Below are 16,578 nucleotides of genomic sequence, written 5' to 3' on the forward strand. Positions count from 1 at the left end.
TACTCTTTGCCCGGCGGGATACCAGCGCCGCGGCGCGGCATCCGTTGCCGGACTCACACGTGCACCAGGGTACCCTCGTCCTCGCCCAGGATCACGCGCTTGAGCGCGCCGGGCTTCACGATCGAGAACACCTTGATCGGCAGCTTCTGGTCGCGGCACAGCGCGAAGGCGGTGGCGTCCATCACCTGCAGGTTGCGCGAGATGGCCTCGTCGAAGCTGATGGTGGTGTAGCGCGTGGCGCTGGGATCCTTCTTCGGGTCGGCGGTGTACACGCCGTCGACCTTGGTCGCCTTGAGCACGATCTCGGCGCCGATCTCGGAGCCGCGCAGCGCGGCCGCGGTGTCGGTGGTGAAGAACGGATTGCCGGTGCCGGCGGCGAAGATCACCACCTTGCCCTCTTCCAGCTGGCGGATTGCGCGCGGGCGGATATAGGGCTCGACCACCTGGTCCATGCGCAGCGCCGACTGCACGCGGCCTTCGATATTGGCGTGGCGCATCGCGTCCTGCAGCGCCAGCGCGTTCATCATGGTGGCCAGCATGCCCATGTAGTCGGCCGTGGCACGGTCCATGCCGGCGGCGCCGCCGGCGACGCCGCGGAAGATATTGCCGCCGCCGATCACCACCGCCACCTGCACGCCGAGCTTCACGATCTCGGCAATGTCGTTCACCATCGCCTCGATGGTCGAGCGGTTGATGCCGAAGGCATCGTCGCCCATCAGGGCTTCACCGGACAGTTTCAGAAGGACGCGCTTGTAGGCTGGCATGTTCACCCTCGGAAGGAGCAGTTCGCTCGGTTGAGACGACTCGGTCGAGACGGCTCGGCTGAGACACACTGGGACGTATGTTTTGGCACCGGCGGCACGAGCCATCGTGCCGCCGGCAGGAGAAAGCCGGTTTTCGGGGTGCCCCGGCCTGGACCGGACCACCGCGGAAACGGACTGCTGCAGTGCAACGCCGGCTGTGCCGGGCTGCACCACTTATGCAGAGGGGCACCTTGCGGCGCCCCTGCGGCATTATAGGCGCCCGGACCGGCCCCGAAGGCCAGTCCGCGACGCCCCGGACATCAGCCCTTCTGGGCAGCGGCCACCTGGGCGGCCACTTCAGCGGCGAAGTCGTCCTGCTTCTTCTCGATGCCTTCGCCGACGACGTACAGGGTGAAGCCCTTCACGGTCGTGTTGGCGGCCTTCAGCATCTGCTCGACGGTCTGCTTGTCGTTCTTCACGAACGGCTGGTTGAACAGCGAGACTTCCTTCAGGTACTTCTGCACCGAACCCTCGACCATCTTGGCAGCGATCTCGGCGGGCTTGCCCGACTCGGCGGCCTTCTGCTCGGCGATGCTGCGCTCCTTGGCGATCAGGTCGGCGGGGACCTGGTCGGACGACAGCGACACCGGCTTCATCGCGGCCACGTGCATGGCGACGTCCTTGGCGGCGGCTTCGTCGCCGTCGAACTCGACCATCACGCCGATGCGGGTGCCGTGCAGGTACGAGACCAGCTTGCCGCCGTTGGCGTAGCGGACAAAGCGGCGGATCGTCAGGTTCTCGCCGATCTTGCCGATCAGTGCGGTACGGGTGGCTTCGACGCTGACGCCGTCGATTTCCAGCGCCGACAGCGCGGCCACGTCGGCCGGGTTCTGCTTGGCGATCAGTTCGGCGACCTTGGCCGAGAAGGCCAGGAAGTCGTCGTTCTTGGAGACGAAATCGGTCTCGCAGTTCAGTTCGACCAGCACGCCGGTGGTGCCATCGATGAACGAAGCGACCACGCCTTCGGCGGTGACGCGCGAGGCGGCCTTGCTGGCCTTGTTGCCCAGCTTGACGCGCAGCAGCTCTTCAGCCTTGTTCAGGTCGCCGTCGGCCTCGGTCAGGGCCTTCTTGCATTCCATCATCGGCGCGTCGGTCTTCGCGCGCAGTTCTGCAACCATGCTTGCGGTAATTGCCGCCATTTGTCACTCCTTGAATGGTTCGCGCCGGCTGCCGGCAGTCGCCCGCGGCACCCGGTCGGTGGGTCTTCAGCGCACCCGCGGCAGATCTTGCCTGCGGCGGATGACAACAATTCAAATTCGAAAAAAGGGGGCGCCAGATGTGCCCCCTTTTTTGCCCTGCTGCCGACGTTCCCCGGCTTGCGCCCTGCGCGCTGCCCGGCGTGCCGGGCGGCAAGCGATGCCTGCCTGTCGTGTGTTGACGTGCGCGCTATCGGGTTCCTTTCAGCAGCGGGCCGGAGGCTATCAGCCTTCCTGCACTTCGACGAATTCGTCGTCGCCGCGGGCGGCTTCAACGACTTCCTGCACCGCGTTGGCACGGCCTTCCAGGATGGCGTCGGCCACGCCGCGCACGTACAGGGCCACGGCCTTGCTCGAGTCGTCGTTGCCCGGGATCACGTAATCGATGCCTTCCGGCGAGTGGTTGGTATCGACCACGCCGATCACGGGGATGCCCAGCTTGTTGGCTTCGGTCACGGCGATCTTGTGGTAGCCGACGTCGACCACGAAGATCGCGTCAGGCACGCCGCCCATGTCCTTGATGCCGCCGATCGACTTTTCCAGCTTCATCATCTCGCGCTCGAACATCAGCGCTTCCTTCTTGCTCATGGTTTCCAGCGCGCCGGCTTCCTTGGCGGCTTCCATGTCCTTCAGGCGCTTGATCGAGATCTTGACCGTCTTGAAGTTGGTCAGCATGCCGCCGAGCCAGCGGGCGTCGACGTAGGGCATGCCGGCGCGGCCGGCTTCTTCAGCCAGGATTTCGCGCGACTGGCGCTTGGTGCCCACGAAAAGGATGGTGCCGCGATTGGCTGCCAGCTGACGCACGTACTTCATGGCGTCCTGGAACATCGGCAACGTCTTTTCGAGGTTGATGATGTGGATCTTGTTGCGATGGCCGAAGATGAAGGGGGCCATCTTCGGGTTCCAGAAGCGGGTCTGGTGGCCGAAGTGGCAACCGGCTTCCAGCATTTCGCGCATGGTCACGGACATGTAAATCTCCAAAGGGTTAGGTCTGAAGCCCGCCCCGACATTCCTGAAAAGGAACACCCCGGATAGGCGGGCCAGCGATTTCCAGCATTTTCTCGAATGGCAGGGAGGACCCTGCCAACATTACCGAACCGGCCGGCGCAATTGCTGCGGCGCAACCAGATCAGCCCGCTATTGTAGCAACAAAAGTTCGGACCGCTCAAGCCGCCCCGCTCTCTTGCGCCCCGGGCGCGCAGCTCCGGGCGGCCCGGAACAGGCTGCGATCCGGCGTCGATGGTGCGATAATCCCACATTGATCTATTGAATCCGGCGCGGCCAGTGGCCCCGCCATCACTTTTTCTGGCGACGCAGCATGAGCATTTACCTGAACACCGCCGAAGACATCGCCCACATGCGCGTGGCTTGCCGCCTTGCCTCCGAAGTCCTCGACTACATCACGCCCTTCGTGCAACCGGGCGTCACCACCGGCGAACTGGACCGGCTGTGCCACACGTACATGCGCGACGTGCAGGGCACGGTGCCGGCGCCGCTGAATTATGCGCCCCCGGGCTACCCGCCCTTCCCCGGCGCGATCTGCACCTCGGTCAACGACGTGATCTGCCACGGCATCCCCGGCGAGCGCGTGCTCAAGAGCGGCGACGCCATCAACCTCGACATCACCGTCATCACCAAGGACGGCTACTACGGCGACACCAGCCGCATGTTCATCGTCGGCGAGGGCTCGATCCTGGCCCGGCGCCTGGCGCAGGTGACGTACGAATGCATGTGGAAGGGCATCGCACAGGTGCGCCATGGCGCGCGCCTGGGCGATATCGGCCACGCCATCCAGGTGCATGCCGAAGCCGCCGGCTACAGCGTGGTGCGCGAGTACTGCGGCCACGGCATCGGCAAGAACTTCCATGAAGACCCGCAGATCCTGCACTACGGCCGTCCCGGCACCGGTGCCGAGATCAAGGCCGGCATGATTTTCACGGTGGAGCCGATGATCAACGCCGGCAAGCGCGATATCCGCACCATGCCCGACCAGTGGACCGTGAAGACCCGTGACCGCAGCCTGTCGGCGCAGTGGGAGCACACGGTGCTGGTCACCGAGACCGGCTACGAGGTGCTGACGGTGTCCGCCGGCACCCCGGCGCCGCCGGCCTTCATTACCGATTCCGTGGCGGCCTGACGCCGCGCGAAAAGCCAGGGCGCCTGACCGGGCGCCCTTCTTTTTCCAGCCGTGCCCACCAACCCTTCCGCCCTCTCCATGGACACCACGCCGGAACTGCTGCTGGCGGCGCGCGTGCGCGACCAGCTCAAAGCCGACAAGCAGGCGCTGTTTGCCGACTTCAACGCCAGCGCCAATGCCGCCACGCTGACCACGCGGCTGCGCCGCGCCGTCGATGCCGCGCTGGGCGAGGCCTGGCGCGGACTGCGAATGCCGCCGGACGCGGCGCTGGTGGCGGTGGGCGGCTATGGCCGCGGCGAGCTGTTCCCGTACTCTGACGTCGACGTGCTGCTGTTGCTGCCGGCCGAGCCCGACCGCGACACCGCCGGCAAGCTGGAGCGCTTTATCGGCCTGTGCTGGGACCTGGGGCTCGAGATCGGCTCGGCGGTGCGCACGGTGGACGACTGCATCCGCGAGTCGCGCCAGGACGTCACCATCCAGACTTCGCTGCTCGAAGCCCGCCTGCTGACCGGCAACCGCAAGCTGTTCGACGCGCTGCGCAGCCGCTACCAGGCCGACCTGGACCCGGCCGCGTTCTTCCAGGCCAAGCTGCTGGAAATGCGCCAGCGCCACGCCAAGTACCAGGACACGCCCTACGCGCTCGAGCCCAACTGCAAGGAAAGCCCCGGGGGGCTGCGCGACCTGCAGGTGATCCTGTGGATGACCAAGGCCGCGGGCCTGGGCGACAGCTGGAAAGAACTGTTCGAGAAGGGGCTGCTGACGCGCCGCGAAGCGCAGGAGCTGGCGCGCAACGAACGCCTGCTGAAGACCATCCGCGCGCGCCTGCACCTGGTCGCCGGGCGCCGCCAGGACGTGCTGGTGTTCGACCTGCAGACCGCGCTGGCCGAGGCCTTCGGCTACCGCCAGAACGCCAACAAGCGCGCCAGTGAACAACTGATGCGCCGCTACTACTGGGCCGCCAAGGCGGTGACGCAGCTCAACAGCGTGCTGCTGCTCAATATCGAGGCGATGCTGTTCCCGAGCGAGTCGCAGGTGACGCGCGTGCTCAACGAGCGCTTCGTCGAACGCCAGGGCATGCTGGAAATCACCAGCGACGATGTCTACGAGCGCGACCCGCACGCCATCCTCGAAACCTTCCTGCTGTACGAGCGCACGCCCGGCGTGAAAGGCCTGGCGCCGCGCACGCTGCGCGGGCTGTACAACGCGCGCACGGTGATGGACGCGCGCTGGCGCAACGACCCCGAGAACCGCCGCCTGTTCCTGGCGATCGTGCAGGAGCCGCAGGGCATCACCCATGCGCTGCGGCTGATGAACCAGACCAGCGTGCTGGGTCGCTACCTGATCAACTTCCGGCGCATCGTCGGACAGATGCAGCACGACCTGTTCCACGTCTACACCGTGGACCAGCACATCCTGATGGTGGTGCGCAACATGCGCCGCTTCGCCATCGTCGAGCACACCCACGAGTTCCCGTTCTGCAGCCAGCTGATGGCCAGCTTCGACAAGCCCTGGGTGCTGTGGGTGGCGGCGCTGTTCCACGATATCGCCAAGGGCCGCGGCGGCGACCATTCCCGGCTCGGCACCGTCGATGCGCGCCGCTTCTGCAAGCAGCACGACATTGCGCGCGAGGACGCCGACCTGATCTGCTGGCTGGTCGAGCATCACCTGACCATGAGCCATGTCGCGCAGAAGCAGGACCTGACCGATCCGGACGTGGTCCATGCCTTCGCCAAGGTGGTCGGCAACGAACGCTACCTGACCGCGCTTTATCTGCTGACCGTGGCCGATATCCGCGGCACCAGCCCCAAGGTGTGGAATGCCTGGAAGGGCAAGCTGCTGGAAGACCTGTACCACATCACGCTGCGCGTGCTGGGCGGGGCACGGGTCGACTCGCATTCGCTGTGGGCGCAGCGCAAGGAAGACACCATCTCGGAGCTGCGCCTGAAGGCCTTCGACCCGGCGCTGGGCAAGTCGCTGTGGGCGCAGCTGGACGTGGCCTTCTTCCTGCGCCACGATTCGCACGATATCGCCTGGCTGACGCGCCACCTGTACAACAAGGTCGACAGCCCCACCCCGGTGGTCAAGGCGCGCGTGTCGCCGGCCGGCGAGGGGCTGCAGGTCGCGGTCTACATCAAGGACCAGCCCGACCTGTTCGCGCGCATCTGCGGCTATTTCGAGCGCAAGGCGTTCTCGATCCAGGACGCCAAGATCCACACCACGCGCCACGGCTACGCGCTCGATACGTTCCAGGTCACCGACCCCGGCATGGCCGGCGACGGCGGCAACTACCGCGACATCATCGCGCTGGTCGAGCACGAGCTGTGCGAGCGGCTGCGCCTGCAAAGCGCGCTGCCCGAGCCCACGCAGGGGCGGCTGTCGCGCCAGTCGCGCAGCTTCCCGATCAAGCCGCGCGTCGACCTGCGCCCGGACGAGCGCGGGCAGTATTACCTGCTGTCGCTGTCCGCCAACGACCGCACCGGCCTGCTGTACGCCATCGCCCGCGTACTGGCACGGCATCGCGTGTCCGTGCATACGGCACGCATCAACACCCTGGGCGAACGCGTCGAAGACGTGTTCCTGGTAGACGGCAGCCGCCTGGCCGCCGACAACCGATTGCAGATTCAGCTTGAACAGGACTTGCTCGCCGCCCTCGCCATCTGAGGCGGGCGGGCAGCATCAACATATGACCGACAGCAATTCGCCGAAGCGCAAGACGCTAGGCATCAAGGCCGCCAGCGAATCCGGCACGCCCGCGCGCAAGGGCGCCACCCGCCCGGTGCGCGTGTCCGACCTGAACCGCAAGCGCGTGCAGGCCGTTTCCGAAGGCATCAAGCGCGCCCAGCAGCGCGCCGGCGGCAAGACCGGTGGCAAGGCTGGCAGCGGCGAAGCCCAGGGCGAAGCGCAGGCCCAGCCGCGCAAGCCGCGCGCGCCCCGCCCCGCTGACGGCGAACGCCAGGCGCGTCCGCGCCGCTTCGAAGGCAACGAGTCGCGCCCGCCGCGGCGCTTCGGCGATGACGACAATCGTCCGCGCCGCACCGGCGATGACCGCGGCGAAGCGCGCCCGCGCCGCTTCGAAGGCAACGAGTCGCGCCCGCCGCGGCGCTTCGGCGATGACGACAACCGTCCGCGCCGCACCGGCGACGACCGTGGCGAAGCGCGTCCGCGCCGCTTCGAAGGCAACGAGTCGCGCCCGCCGCGGCGCTTCGGCGACGACGACAACCGTCCGCGCCGCACCGGCGACGACCGCGGCGAAGCGCGTCCGCGCCGCTTCGAAGGCAACGAGTCGCGCCCGCCGCGGCGCTTCGGCGACGACGACAACCGTCCGCGCCGCACCGGCGATGACCGCGGCGAAGCTCGCCCGCGCCGTTTTGAAAGCAATGAGTCGCGCCCGCCGCGCCGCTTTGGCGATGACGACAACCGTCCGCGCCGCTTCGAAGGCGCTGACACGCGCCCGCGCCGCTATGGCGACGACGACAAGCGCCCGCGCCCCGCGCCGTCGGGCGAGCGCCGCCGCGAAGGCACGGCGCCGGCACGCCGCTTCAGCGACGCGGCCGACCGTATCCGCACCGCCGGTCCATCACGACCGTCAGGACCGTCAGGACCGGCGCGCCCGGAACGCGCGCCAGCGCCGGCCCCGCGCCGCGAAGCGGCCGCGGCACCGCGCGACGAATCGAGCCATGACGACGGCCTGGTGCGCCTGTCCAAGCGCATGTCGGAACTCGGCCTGTGCTCGCGCCGCGAGGCCGATGAATGGATCCCGCTCGGTTGGGTGCTGGTCGACGGCAAGCCCGTGACCGAACTCGGCAGCCGCATCCGCCCCGACGCCGAGATCGAGATCCTGCAGGAAGCGCGCTCCGAGCAAGGCGAGCGCGTCACCGTGCTGCTGAACAAGCCGGTGGGCTACGTTTCCGGCCAGGCCGAGGACGGCTACGAGCCCGCCGCGGTGCTGTTCGCCCCCGAGAACCAGTGGGAAGGCGACCCCACGCGCAAGCGCTTCGCGCCGTGGCAACGCAAGAACCTGGCGCCCGCCGGGCGCCTCGATATCGACTCCACCGGCCTGCTGGTGCTGACCCAGGACGGCCGCGTCGCGCGCGCGCTGATCGGCGAGGATTCGACGGTCGAGAAGGAATACCTGGTGCGCGTGGTCTGGCACTCGCCGCACGGGCCGGTCGAGCGCAACATCAGCGCGGAATTCCCGGCCGACGACCTGGAGCTGCTGCGCCACGGCCTGTCGCTGGACGGCGTGCCGCTCAAGCCGGCCAAGGTCAGCTGGCAGAACGAAGAGCAGCTGCGCTTCGTGCTGCGCGAGGGCCGCAAGCGCCAGATCCGCCGCATGTGCGAGCAGGTCGGCCTGCAGGTGGTGGGCCTCAAGCGGGTGCGCATGGGGCGCGTGGTGCTGGGGGATCTGCCGCCGGGCAAGTGGCGGTTCCTGGGGCAGTTCGAGAAGTTCTGATGTGAAAAAAGCGGCCGGAATGGCCGCTTTTTCTTGGGGTTTTGGCAAATTGCCACCGCCTCATCCCTGTACCGCTTGCGTGCTCCCTCTCCCGCTTGCGGGAGAGGGGAGCAAACCGGCAGCGTACTGATTGGCGTCGGCATTCAATCGTCGCTATTCGTCGCTATTCGCCGGCAAATCCGGAAACAGCACCTCGGTAAACCCAAAGTTCGAAAAATCCCGGATCCGCATCGGATAAAGAATCCCCTGCAGATGGTCGCATTCATGCTGCACCACGCGCGCATGGAAGCCCTCGGCGACGGGTTCGATGCGGTTGCCCATCAGGTCGTAGCCGCTGTACTTCAGCCGCAAGTGCCGCGGCACCACGCCGCGCAGACCCGGCACCGACAGGCAGCCTTCCCAGCCGTCCTCCATCTCGTCGGACTGCATCTCCAGCACCGGGTTGATCAGCACGGTCTTGGGCACCGTGGGCGCATCCGGGTAGCGCGGGTTGCGGTCGAAGCCGAAGATCACCACCTGCAGGTCCACGCCGATCTGCGGTGCGGCCAGGCCCGCGCCGTTGGCGTGGTCCATGGTGTCGAACATGTCTTCGATCAGCGTGCGCAGCTCCGGCGTGTTGAAGCGCTCCACCGGCCGCGCCACCTGCAGCAGGCGCGGATCGCCCATCTTGAGAATCTCGCGGATCATGGTTGTTTCCCCGGTTATTCCTGGGCCGGCGCGGCGCCGGCTTCGGCCAGCAACGCCAGCATGCCGGCCTCGTCCAGCACCGGCACGCCCAGCGCCTCGGCCTTGTCGAGCTTGCTGCCGGCTTCGGCGCCGGCAACCACGTAGTCGGTCTTCTTCGATACCGACCCCGCCACCTTGGCGCCGGCGGCTTCCAGCAGTTCCTTGGCGTCCTCGCGCGACATGGTGGGCAGCGTGCCGGTCAGCACGAAGGTCTTGCCCGACAGCGGCGCCGGCGCCCTGGCCACCGGCTCGCTTTCGGCCCAGTGTACGCCGGCGGCGCGCAGTTGTTCGATGACCTCGACGTTGTGCGGCTCGGCGAAGAAGTGCGCGATCGACTGCGCCACCACCGGGCCGACATCATTCACTTCCAGCAGCGCGGCTTCGTCGGCTGCCATCAGCCCATCCAGCTTGCCGAAATGCCTGGCCAGGTCCTTGGCGGTGGCTTCGCCGACGTGGCGGATTCCCAGCGCGAAGATAAAGCGATTCATCGTGGTCGCGCGCGACGCGTCGATTGCCGCCACCAGGTTGGCGGCGGACTTGTCCGCCATGCGCTCCAGCGCGGCCAGCTTGGCCACGCCCAGCTTGTACAGGTCGGCCGGCGTGCGCACGATGCCCTGGTCGACCAGCTGCTCGACCAGCTTGTCGCCCAGGCCCTCGATATCCATGGCGCGCCGCTGCGCGAAATGCAGCAGCGACTGCTTGCGCTGCGCCGCGCAGATCAGGCCGCCGGTGCAGCGGGCGATGGCTTCGTCCTCGAGCTTCTCGATATGCGAGCCGCACACCGGACACGCGGTAGGCATCACGAACGCGCGCGCATCGTCGGGGCGGCGTTCGGTCACTACCGCCACGACCTCCGGAATCACGTCGCCGGCACGGCGCACGATCACGGTGTCGCCGATATGCACGTCCTTGCGGCGGATCTCGTCCTCGTTGTGCAGCGTGGCATTGGTCACGGTCACGCCGCCGACGAATACCGGCTTGAGCCGCGCCACCGGCGTGATCGCACCGGTACGGCCGACCTGCACCTCGATGTCCTCGACGACGGTGGTCATCTCCTGCGCCGGGAACTTGTGCGCCAGCGCAAAGCGCGGCGCGCGCGAGACAAAGCCCAGGCGCTCCTGCTCGGCCAGCGCGTTGACCTTGTAGACCACGCCGTCGATATCGTAGGGCAACGCGTCGCGGCGCTTGCCGATATCGCGGTAGAAATCGAGCAGCCCCTGCGCGCCCTTCACCACCGCGCGGTCCTTGCACACCGGCAAACCCAGCGCGGCAAAGCCGTCGAGCATCGCGCTGTGGGTGGGCGGGCGGTCCACGCCCTGCAGCTCGCCCAGCCCGTAGGCAAAGAACGACAGCGGACGCCGCGCGGTGATGCGCGGATCGAGCTGGCGCAGGCTGCCCGCGGCGGCGTTGCGCGGGTTGACGAAGGTCTTCTCGCCGGCCTCGGCCTGGCGCGCGTTGAGCTTGTCGAAGTCGCGGCGGAACATGAAGACCTCGCCGCGCACCTCGAGCACCGCGGGCGCCGGGCCGCGCAGCTTCAGCGGGATCGCCTTGATGGTGCGCACGTTGACGGTGACGTCCTCGCCGGTCTCGCCGTCGCCGCGGGTGGCGGCCTGCACCAGGCGGCCGTCTTCATAGCGCAACGACATCGCCAGGCCGTCAAACTTCAGTTCGCAGGCGTATTCGACCGCATCGGCGGCGCTGAACAGGTCGGCTTCGCCGGCCGCCGCAGCGCTGCGGCCCAGCCCCTGCGCGCAGCGGCGGTCGAAGTTGAGCACGTCTTCGTCGGCGAAGGCGTTGTTGAGCGACAGCATCGGCACGCGGTGCCGCACCGAGTCGAACGCCGACAGCGGCTCGCCGCCCACGCGCTGGGTCGGCGAGTCCGGCGTCTGCAGTTCGGGATGCTCGAGCTCCAGCGCCAGCAGTTCGCTGAACAGCGCGTCGTATTCCGCATCGGGAATGGTGGGCGCGTCCAGCACGTAATACTGGTAGTTGTGGCGGTCCAGCTCGTCGCGCAGCCAGGCCACGCGGCTGGCGGCGGCGTCGGCCGGCAAGGCGCCGGCGGGCGCGGAGGCATCTGCCTGCGCGCCGCGGTGTTTTGCGGTCATGGGCAGGCTCCGGCTAGTTGCTGAACAGGCGCAGCGTCACCGGCGAACCGGCCGGCATGCCGCGCGCTTCCAGCTTCTGGTACAGCGCTTCGAGCTGGTTGAAGATGGCGACGAACGAGGCTTCGGTCAGCGGCCGCATATTGTCGTCGACCAGCTGCGCGCCCATGCGCTGGGCCAGCGTATGGCCGTACTCGCACACCGTCTTGAACGGCTTGGCGGCCTGGTCGGCCACCGGCACGTCGAGCAGCAGCGTGATCTGGCGCCCGGCCTTGACGGTCAGGTCGTCGCGCAGGAAGTTGGTGTCGCCGAACTGCAGCGTGAACAGCGGGCGCTGCACGCCCTCGGCATTGGCCTGATAGCGGATAAAGCGGGTGCCGTCGCGCGACAGCACCAGCCCGTCCTGCGTCGCCACGTTCTGCACATAGGCGGCCGACCACGGCGCGCCGTCGGAGATCACATTGACGCCCAGCTGCACGTCGCAGGCCGCGGCAAAGCTGTCGAGCTCGCGCGCATTGGCCACGGTCTCGCCCATGTCCGGCAGGTCGGCCGAGGCGTCGAGCGACTCGGCCAGCGATTCCACCGCGGTGATGAATTCCGAGAACTCCAGCGCATTGAGCGGGCCGCCGCGGTTGGCCAGCTGCACGCCCACCTGCAGGTCTTCGTACTGATGGCCGGCGGTAACGGGCTCCCAGGCGTTGGCTTCGGCGCGCAGGCCTTCGATATGGACCGTCTTGGTGCCGGCGCGCCGCAGCCGGCCGGTCAGCGGCAGGATGCGGTCGCCCGAAGCCTTGCGCTCCAGGTGCAGCGGCACGATGCAGTCGATCAGCGGATCGACCACGGCCGGCGCGGGCTGGCCGTCCGGCACGGCGGCGACCGGTGCCGGTGCCGGTGCGGGCGCCGGTGCAGGTGAAGGTGCCGGGGTAGGCGTAGGCGCAGGCGCAGGTGCGGGAACAGGCGCCGGGGCCGCCGCTGCGGCGATGGCGGCGTCCGCCTCATCGGACGACTCGCGCGACGCCGCGGCCGCGATCGCGACTTCCTCGGCGACGGCTTCGTCGGCATCGGCGGTGCTGGCCGCCGCGGCCGCTGCGGCGGCCACGTGGTTGTTGTCGGTCACGGCGGCGCCGACGCTCGCCGGCGCCTGCGACAGCGTGGGCTCGCGCCGCGGCGGCTGCTCGGCGGCGGTTTCGTGCAGGCGTGCGGCGGTCTCCGGCGCGGTGCCCGGGGCCACCACCGGCTCGCGCATCGGCGGCAGGTCGTCTTCGGGACGCAGCTCGCGCGGGCGGCGCGCCTTGCGGATCTGCCACTGGTTGTAGCCGAACACCAGCACCACGAAAACCAGGCCCGCGACGATCAGCGCGGTCTGCAGGTCCATGTTGAGTTTCATGCTGCCTCCGCCATCGACACCGCAGCATCCATATCCACAGCCACGATCCGCGAAACGCCCTGCTCCTGCATGGTCACGCCAATGAGTTGATGAGCCATTTCCATGGCAATCTTGTTATGTGAGATGAAAACGAATTGGGTCTTGTCCGACATGCGCGCCACCATGTTGGCATAGCGCTCGGTGTTGGCGTCGTCCAGCGGCGCGTCGACCTCGTCCAGCAGGCAGAACGGCGCCGGGTTCAGCTGGAACATCGCGAACACCAGCGCGATCGCGGTCAGCGCCTTCTCGCCGCCCGACAGCAGGTGGATGGTCGAGTTCTTCTTGCCCGGCGGCTGCGCCATCACCTGCACGCCGGCGTCGAGGATTTCCTCGCCGGTCATGATCAGGCGCGCCTGGCCGCCACCGAACAGCGACGGGAACAGCTCGCCGAAATGATGGTTGACCTGGTCGAAGGTGCCCTGCAGCAGCGCGCGGGTTTCCTGGTCGATCTTGGCGATCGCGTCTTCCAGCGTGCCGATGGCGTCGTTCAGGTCGGCCGACTGCGCGTCGAGGAAGGTCTTGCGCTCGCGCGCCGCCGCCAGTTCGTCGAGCGCGGCCATGTTGACCGGGCCCAGCGCGTTGATGGCGTTGTTGATGCGCGTGACTTCGCCCTGCAGGTACGACGGCTTCAGGTCGCCGGTCAGCTTGTCGGCCAGCGCGGCCTCGTCCACCTCGGCGGTGGCCAGCTGCTCGCTGAACTGCTCCTGGTTCAGGCGCGCGGCCTGTTCCTTGAGCTGCAGCTCGGTGATGCGGTCGCGCAGCGGCTGCAGGCTGCGCTCGGCGGCCAGGCGCTGCTCGTCGTGCTGGCGCAGCTGCGCCGACAGCGCATCGAGCTCGGTGCGCGCAATGGTCAGCTTCTCTTCCTTCTCGGCGCGGCGCTCCAGCGCTTCCTGCAGGCCGGTATGCGCGGTCTGCTCGTTGATGGTCTCGAGTTCGGCGCGGGCGTTTTCCAGCGATTCGGCGATGCGCTCGGCCTGGTCCGCCGCCACCTGGATATTGCGGCGCAGCTCGTCGATGCGGCTGGCCAGGTTGCGCTCGGCAAACAGCGCCTCCTGCGCGGCGCGCTCCAGGTCGCGCAACTGGTGGCGCGCGCCGGAGAGCTTGCTGTCCAGCGCCTCGAAGGCCATCTGCTGGTCTTCATGGGTAGCCTGCATCTCGGCCAGCGCGGCGTCGTGCTGCTCGAAGCTGGCTTCGGATTCGGCGCGGATGGCGCGCTGCTCTTCGATCTGCGCGTGGATCTCTTCCAGTTCCTCGCGGATCTGCCCGCTGCGGGCGGCATAGCGTTCCATCGCCTGCGACAGCTTGAGCACGTCCATCTGCAGCGCATGCACGCGGCGGGTGGCCTGCTCGGCGCGCGCACGCGCTTCGCCAAGGGCCTGGCTGGCCTGCGTATAGGCGGCTTCGGCGCGCACTGCCTCGGTTTTGGCTTCGTCGGACAGCAGCATTTGCGCGCGCGCCTGCTTCTGCAGGTTTTCGATTTCCTGCTCGCGCGCGAGCATGCCGGCCTGCTCGGAATCGGCGGCGTAGATCTGGATCGCGTTGCGGCCCACCAGATGGCCTTCGGCCACCACGAACGAGGCGCCGTCGGGCAGCGTGTGGCGCGCGGCCAGCGCCTGCGCCATGTCGGTGGCGACATAGACGTCGGCCAGCCAGTCCTGCATCACCGCGCGGATGCCCGGCTCGGTGATCTGCACCAGCGCCATCAGCGGGCGCAGGCCGGCAGGCGTTTCCAGCGGACGCGCGGCCGGCGGCGGCGAGTAGAACGCCAGCTTGGCCGGCGGCGCGTCGGACAGGAAGGCCTTGACCCAGTCCAGGTTGGAGACTTCCAGCGCGTTCAGCTTCTCGCGCAGCACGGACTCGAGCGCGTTTTCCCAGCCCGGCTCGATATGGACCTTCTTCCACAGCCGCGGCAGCTCGGCCAGTTCATGTTTGGCGAGCCAGGGCTGCACCTTGCCGTCGGTCTGCACGTTCTCCTGCAGCTGGCGCAGCGCCGACAGGCGCGCCTCGAGCGTGGCGATGGCGGCGGCTTCGCTGTGCACGCGCGCCTGCGCGGCGCGGCGCGCCTCGTCCAGGCGCGGCACGTTCTCTTCGGCGTCGGCCAGCACGGCCTGGGCTTCCTCGACCAGCGCCTCCTGTTCGGCCAGTTCGGCGCGGGCCTGCTCCAGCCGGGTTTCGTCGGGGCGGTCCAGGCCCTTGTCTTCGGCCGACAGCCGTTCGCGGCGCTGTTCCAGCTGCTGCAGCATCTGGTCGGCGCTGCGCTGCTGCGCGGCTTCCAGCTTCAGCGCCTGCTCGGCCTGCATGATGCCGGCGCGCTGCTCGTTGAGCAGCTGCTGGGCGTCGCGCCACTGCGCCTCCAGCGTCGGCAGCTCGTCGTTCTGCTGCGCCACGGCCTCTTGCGCCTCGACCGTGCGGCCTTCGGCCACGGCCAGGTTTTCCTCGGCCTGCGCGAGTTCGTCGGTGGCCTGCCCGGCCTTGCCCTGCCATTGCTCGCGCTGCGCGGTCAGCGCGGCGATCTGGGCCTGCACGCGGTTGCGCGATTCCACCACGTAGCGGATCTCGGCTTCCAGCTTGCTGACCTCGGCATTGGCCTCGTACAGCGCGCCCTGCGCGGCGTGCATGCCGTCGGACGCGGCGTAGTGCGCGGCGCGCAGCGTTTCCAGCTCGGCCTCGACATGGCGCAGCTGCGCGGTCTGCGCTTCCAGGTCGATCTGGGCCTGCTCGATGGCGCGCTGGTGGCGCTCCTGCTCCTGCTGGGCCTCGCGCTTGCGCAGCAGCCACAGCAGGTGCTGCTTCTCTTCGCCGTCGGCCTGCAGCGTCTTGAAGCGCTGCGCCACTTCGGCCTGGCCTTCGAGCTTCTCGAGGTTGCTGCCGAGTTCGCGCAGGATGTCTTCGACGCGGGTCAGGTTCTCGCGCGTGTCCGACAGCCGGTTCTCGGTCTCGCGGCGGCGCTCCTTGTACTTGGACACGCCCGCCGCCTCTTCCAGGAAGATGCGCATGTCGTCGGGCTTGGCCTCGATGATGCGCGAGATCATGCCCTGGCCGATGATGGCGTAGGCGCGCGGGCCCAGGCCCGTGCCGAGGAAGATGTCCTGGATATCGCGCCGGCGCACCGGCTGGTTATTGATGTAGTAGGACGAGGTGCCGTCGCGGGTCAGCACCCGCTTGACCGCGACTTCGGCGTACTGGCTCCACTGGCCGGCGGCGCGGCCTTCGGCGTTGTCGAACACCAGCTCGACGCTGGCGCGGCCGGCCTGCTTGCGCGCGGTGGAGCCGTTGAAGATGACGTCCTGCATGGATTCGCCACGCAGTTCAGATGCGCGTGACTCGCCCAGCACCCAGCGCACCGCATCGATGATGTTGGATTTGCCGCAGCCGTTGGGACCGACGATGCCGACCAGTTGGCCCGGCACCTGGAAATTGGTGGGATCGACGAATGACTTGAAGCCCGCCAGCTTGATCGAGGATAGTCGCACGGTTTCTCGTGTGGTATCGGCCACTCCGGCAGGAAAGCGGGGGCGGCCTGGTATCGGGTTTCGGGGCTATTGCTCGGTTCAGGAAAGCCGGGCTGCGCGGGAACCGGCGCGGCGTGACGCCAGCACCTCAAAACACCCCTCCAGCCCGAGAATTGGGGCTAATCATACCATCGCAGATGCCTTCGCCGGCCCGTTTGGGGGGTACCGAGGGCTGGCGCCGCCAGACGGAATTCCTTTGTGTTTCCGCCCCTTACAAGCGGTT

General features: G+C 68.1%; 10 protein-coding genes. 3 read left to right on the forward strand and 7 right to left on the reverse strand.

The window, feature by feature from the left end:
* Window positions 1-53: 53 nt before the first annotated feature.
* From pyrH to rpsB, 3 genes are all read right to left on the reverse strand, one after another.
* Window positions 54-764, reverse strand: coding sequence for a UMP kinase (pyrH, locus tag CBM2594_RS09450; protein WP_012352952.1), 711 nt, complete (start codon window positions 762-764; stop codon window positions 54-56).
* Window positions 765-1,063: 299 nt separating this feature from the next.
* Window positions 1,064-1,942 (reverse strand): translation elongation factor Ts, encoded by an 879-nt coding sequence (gene tsf / locus CBM2594_RS09455; protein WP_116356605.1) that lies wholly within the window; start codon window positions 1,940-1,942, stop codon window positions 1,064-1,066.
* Between the two features lie 282 nt (window positions 1,943-2,224).
* Window positions 2,225-2,968 (reverse strand): 30S ribosomal protein S2, encoded by a 744-nt coding sequence (rpsB, locus tag CBM2594_RS09460; RefSeq protein WP_116356606.1) that lies wholly within the window; start codon window positions 2,966-2,968, stop codon window positions 2,225-2,227.
* 349 nt (window positions 2,969-3,317) lie between these two features.
* Here rpsB and map point away from each other — a divergent pair, with 349 nt between their 5' ends.
* The 3 genes from map (at window position 3,318) to CBM2594_RS09475 (ending at window position 8,589) form a co-directional block, all read left to right on the forward strand.
* Window positions 3,318-4,136 carry a type I methionyl aminopeptidase gene (gene map, locus CBM2594_RS09465; RefSeq protein WP_116356607.1) on the forward strand — a complete coding sequence of 273 codons (819 nt, stop codon included), beginning with the start codon at window positions 3,318-3,320 and terminating at the stop codon, window positions 4,134-4,136.
* 78 nt (window positions 4,137-4,214) lie between these two features.
* Window positions 4,215-6,797 (forward strand): [protein-PII] uridylyltransferase, encoded by a 2,583-nt coding sequence (locus CBM2594_RS09470; RefSeq protein ID WP_116356608.1) that lies wholly within the window; start codon window positions 4,215-4,217, stop codon window positions 6,795-6,797.
* A 22-nt stretch (window positions 6,798-6,819) separates the two neighbouring features.
* Window positions 6,820-8,589, forward strand: a complete 1,770-nt coding sequence (locus CBM2594_RS09475; protein ID WP_116356609.1) for a pseudouridine synthase — start codon at window positions 6,820-6,822, stop codon at window positions 8,587-8,589.
* 153 nt (window positions 8,590-8,742) lie between these two features.
* Here the strand turns inward: CBM2594_RS09475 and def are convergent, their stop codons facing one another.
* The 4 genes from def to smc are packed head-to-tail and all read right to left on the reverse strand — an operon-like array spanning window position 8,743 to window position 16,316.
* On the reverse strand, window positions 8,743-9,276 hold the full coding sequence (gene def / locus CBM2594_RS09480; protein ID WP_116356610.1) for a peptide deformylase: 534 nt from the start codon (window positions 9,274-9,276) through the stop codon (window positions 8,743-8,745).
* 14 nt (window positions 9,277-9,290) lie between these two features.
* A complete protein-coding gene (gene ligA, locus CBM2594_RS09485; RefSeq protein WP_116356611.1) occupies window positions 9,291-11,420 on the reverse strand; it encodes an NAD-dependent DNA ligase LigA in 2,130 nt (709 codons plus the stop codon).
* A 13-nt stretch (window positions 11,421-11,433) separates the two neighbouring features.
* Window positions 11,434-12,804, reverse strand: coding sequence for a cell division protein ZipA C-terminal FtsZ-binding domain-containing protein (locus tag CBM2594_RS09490; protein WP_116356612.1), 1,371 nt, complete (start codon window positions 12,802-12,804; stop codon window positions 11,434-11,436).
* The gene (smc, locus tag CBM2594_RS09495) at window positions 12,801-16,316 is read right to left on the reverse strand and encodes a chromosome segregation protein SMC (protein WP_116356613.1); all 3,516 of its coding nucleotides are present in this window, start codon (window positions 16,314-16,316) and stop codon (window positions 12,801-12,803) included. The genes CBM2594_RS09490 and smc overlap by 4 nt, the downstream gene beginning before the upstream one ends.
* Window positions 16,317-16,578: the final 262 nt, after the last annotated feature.

Source organism: Cupriavidus taiwanensis, from assembly GCF_900249755.1.
GTDB classification, from domain to species: Bacteria; Pseudomonadota; Gammaproteobacteria; order Burkholderiales; family Burkholderiaceae; genus Cupriavidus; species Cupriavidus taiwanensis_D.

What these genes read in the sequence shown, in the direction of transcription:
- pyrH (WP_012352952.1), bottom strand. Translation starts at nt 764, where the DNA reads ATGCCAGCCTACAAGCGCGTCCTTCTGAAACTGTCCGGTGAAGCCCTG.
- tsf (WP_116356605.1), bottom strand. Translation starts at nt 1,942, where the DNA reads ATGGCGGCAATTACCGCAAGCATGGTTGCAGAACTGCGCGCGAAGACC.
- rpsB (WP_116356606.1), bottom strand. Translation starts at nt 2,968, where the DNA reads ATGTCCGTGACCATGCGCGAAATGCTGGAAGCCGGTTGCCACTTCGGC.
- map (WP_116356607.1), top strand. Translation starts at nt 3,318, where the DNA reads ATGAGCATTTACCTGAACACCGCCGAAGACATCGCCCACATGCGCGTG.
- CBM2594_RS09470 (WP_116356608.1), top strand. Translation starts at nt 4,215, where the DNA reads ATGGACACCACGCCGGAACTGCTGCTGGCGGCGCGCGTGCGCGACCAG.
- CBM2594_RS09475 (WP_116356609.1), top strand. Translation starts at nt 6,820, where the DNA reads ATGACCGACAGCAATTCGCCGAAGCGCAAGACGCTAGGCATCAAGGCC.
- def (WP_116356610.1), bottom strand. Translation starts at nt 9,276, where the DNA reads ATGATCCGCGAGATTCTCAAGATGGGCGATCCGCGCCTGCTGCAGGTG.
- ligA (WP_116356611.1), bottom strand. Translation starts at nt 11,420, where the DNA reads ATGACCGCAAAACACCGCGGCGCGCAGGCAGATGCCTCCGCGCCCGCC.
- CBM2594_RS09490 (WP_116356612.1), bottom strand. Translation starts at nt 12,804, where the DNA reads ATGAAACTCAACATGGACCTGCAGACCGCGCTGATCGTCGCGGGCCTG.